3 protein-coding genes are annotated in these 3,264 nt (G+C 64.2%); 1 reads left to right on the top strand and 2 read right to left on the bottom strand.

What is annotated here, in order from left to right; translation table 11 throughout:
- Positions 1–123 precede the first annotated feature (123 nt).
- Both MR825_RS09975 and MR825_RS09970 read right to left on the bottom strand, forming a co-directional pair.
- Entirely contained in the window at positions 124–270 is a 147-nt protein-coding gene (locus MR825_RS09975; protein WP_287880539.1) for a helix-turn-helix domain-containing protein, read from the bottom strand.
- A gap of 96 nt (positions 271–366) precedes the next feature.
- Positions 367–1,056 carry a FadR/GntR family transcriptional regulator gene (locus MR825_RS09970; protein ID WP_186907759.1) on the bottom strand — a complete coding sequence of 230 codons (690 nt, stop codon included), beginning with the start codon at positions 1,054–1,056 and terminating at the stop codon, positions 367–369.
- 105 nt (positions 1,057–1,161) lie between these two features.
- On the opposite strand from MR825_RS09970, the gene ilvD reads away from it, so the two are divergent.
- Complete coding sequence (gene ilvD / locus MR825_RS09965; RefSeq protein WP_186907760.1) at positions 1,162–2,823, top strand: dihydroxy-acid dehydratase; 1,662 nt, start codon at positions 1,162–1,164, stop codon at positions 2,821–2,823.
- The last annotated feature ends 441 nt before the right edge of the window (positions 2,824–3,264 follow it).

Below are 3,264 nucleotides of genomic sequence, written 5' to 3'. Positions count from 1 at the left end.
GAAACCCCCACAAGAAAAGGCGGTACGCTACCCCTCCACGGGGCGCATACCGCCTTTTCTTGTTATCCAGCCCTCCGGCTGTATCGGTTGAGCAAAAGTCAGCGTGGGATTGATGTGGTATCTTTATCTAAGTGAACCCCCCCGCTCCCATTTGCTTACCGCCTTATCGGAAACAAACAGGCGCTGCGCCAGCTCTTTCTGCGTCATTCCGCCCTCCCGCCGCAGCCCGGCCACAAAGGCGCCGAATCGTGCCTTGTCAATCTCGTACATTCCGTACCCTCCTTTGGGCCCATTTTAGGCGGCGGCGCCCGCTCCTGTCAACCGACCAGCGGTAGAATCCAGCGCCCCCAGGGGCCTGCGGCGGTTTTACGGCTGCGTTTCCTCCCCCAGCCCCATCACGTCGATGGAGTGATGCATGTGGATGGCCATGGCGTGCTCCGCCCCCGCCGCGTCCCGTTTCTGCAAAAACTCCAGCAGCAGCGCATGATCCCGCAGGGTGTCCTCCGCCAGCTGCGCCCCGTGTCCGCCGGAGACGATGGCGGCGGACACGGCCTGGTCGATCATGGGCAGCAGGCGCACCATGAACTCGTTGTGGGCGGCCCGGACGATGGCCGCGTGAAAGGCCCGGTCGGCCTGGGTACGGTCCTCGCCCAAGCGGATGCAGCGCTCCACATCCGCGCCCCGCCGCAGGATCTCCGCCAGTTCCCCCTCCGTGGCCCGGCGGCAGGCCAGCCGGGCGGCCCTGGGCTCAAAAATAGAGCGCAGCTCAAACAGGTCCCGCAGCTGCCCCCTGGCATAGTCCACTCCGGAAAAACCGAAATCGTCGATCTCACCCACCCGCTGCGACACATAGGTCCCTTTGCCCCGGCGCACCTCCAGCACCCCCCGGGTACACAGGGTACGGATGGCCTCCCGCAGCGTGGCGCGGCTCACGCCCAGCCCGGCGGCGAGCTCCACTTCGTTGGGCAGCTTCTCCCCGGGCTTTCTGCGCCCCTCCACCACGATATGATTATACAGACTCTCAGCGGTCTGCTGCGTCCGGTTCTTCTTTTCCATGCACTTACCTCCAGGTCAGTTCTTGACAGTGCTGCTTCTATCCTATAGTATAAAGTCAGACAATGCAAGTGTCATCATACATCTTTTTACATAAGGAGGTCTCCCATGCGCAGCGACAATGTAAAGAAGGGCGTCCCCGCCGCCCCCAACCGCTCCCTGTTCTATGCCCTGGGCTACACCAAGGAGGAGCTGGAGCGTCCCCTCATCGGCGTGGTCTGTTCCTACAATGAGATCGTCCCCGGCCATATGAACCTGGACAAGATCGCCGAGGCCGTAAAGGCCGGCGTCCGCGCCGCGGGCGGCACCCCCGTCGAGTTCCCCGCCATCGCCGTGTGCGACGGCATTGCCATGGGACATGTGGGCATGAAATACTCCCTGGTCACCCGGGACCTCATTGCCGACTCCACCGAGGCCATGGCCATGGCCCATCAGTTCGACGGTCTGGTCATGATCCCCAACTGCGACAAGAACGTGCCCGGCCTGCTGATGGCCGCCGCCCGGGTCAACATCCCCACCATCTTCTGTTCCGGCGGCCCCATGCTGGCCGGTCACCTGACCGACGGCCGGCGCACCTGCCTGAGCCATATGTTCGAGGCGGTGGGCTCCTACTACGCCGGCAAGCTGGATGAGGCCGGTGTGGAGGAGTATGAGCGCAATGCCTGCCCCACCTGCGGCTCCTGCTCCGGCATGTATACCGCCAATTCCATGAACTGTCTGACCGAGGCCATCGGCATGGCCCTCAAGGGCAACGGCACCATCCCTGCCGTCTACTCCGCCCGCCTGCGTCTGGCCAAGCATACCGGCATGCAGATCATGGAACTGGTCAAGCGGGACATCAAGCCCCGCGACATCATGACCGAGGCCGCTTTCCACAACGCCGACACGGTGGACATGGCCTTGGGCTGCTCCACCAACACCATGCTCCACCTGCCCGCCATCGCCCATGAATGCGGCATCGAACTCTCGCTGGACATGTCCAACGAGATCTCCTCCCGCACGCCCAACCTGTGCCATCTGGCCCCCGCCGGCGAGACCTACATGGAGGACCTGGACCGGGCGGGCGGCGTCCACGCCGTCATGGCGGAGCTGAAGCAAAAGGGCCTTCTGGACACCGGCGTGCTGACCGTTACGGGCAAAACGCTGGAGGAAAACCTGGAGGGCGTGGTCAACCGGGACCCGGAGCTGATCCGGCCCATCGACCGCCCCTACTCCGCCGACGGCGGCATCGCCGTGCTCAAGGGCAACCTGGCTCCCGAGGGCTGCGTGGTCAAGCGCTCCGCCGTCGCCCCGGAGATGATGTCCCACACCGGCCCGGCCCGCGTGTTCGACAGCGAGGACGACGCCATCCAGGCCATCTACGACGGCAAGATCGTCCCGGGCGACGTGGTCATCATCCGCTATGAGGGCCCCAAGGGCGGCCCCGGCATGCGCGAGATGCTCAACCCCACCTCCGCCATCGTGGGTATGGGCCTTGGCTCCTCTGTCGCCCTCATCACCGACGGCCGCTTCTCCGGCGCCACCCGCGGCGCGGCCATCGGCCATGTCTCCCCCGAAGCCGCCCTGGGCGGCCCCATCGCCTTTGTGGAGGAGGGGGATCTGGTCTGCATCGACATTCCCTCCTGTAAGATCGAGGTCCGGGTGGACGAGGCCGTTCTGGCCGCGCGCAAGGCCGCCTGGACCTGCCCCGAGCCCCGGATCAAGACCGGCTATCTGGCCCGCTACGCCAAACAGGTCTCCTCCGCCGCCCGCGGCGCGGTGCTGGAATAAGCGGCCCGCGCGTGCATGTTCGCGGGCTGAGCCGTGTTTTTTCTGAGACGCATGTCCTCAAAAAATACGGATCTCCATTCCCTTCGCCGCTGCGGCGGCGAACCTCCTGCGCAGGGCGTTCTCCTTTGCAGGAACCCTTTGTTTTCCTGCATCGGCTCAAGGCTTTCCGACAGGCCGGGGGCGTCTTGCAAAACCGGATTCCCAAACATCAATTCCAAACAAAAGTTGCATAGGATCGCCATTGCGATCCTATGCAACTTTTTTAAGGGGCATATTGCCGGCTCGGGCCTGAAAGCTGCATGGTTGCAGCCATCCCCATTTTTACGATTGCTCTTTGCGCTCCATGCGGCGGCGCAGGCGCTGGAGCGCCTGATGGTGCTGGATGGAGCGCATCTTTGGGAACGCCCGCATCAGGCGGCGCTGGCCGAAGGCATGCCCATC

Origin of the sequence: Lawsonibacter sp. (assembly GCF_022777125.1) — a bacterium.
In the GTDB taxonomy this organism is placed as follows: Bacteria; Bacillota; Clostridia; order Oscillospirales; family Oscillospiraceae; genus Lawsonibacter_A; species Lawsonibacter_A hominis.
The sequence above is the reverse complement of the archived record's forward strand: the minus strand, read 5'-3'. Positions and strand labels throughout refer to the sequence as shown.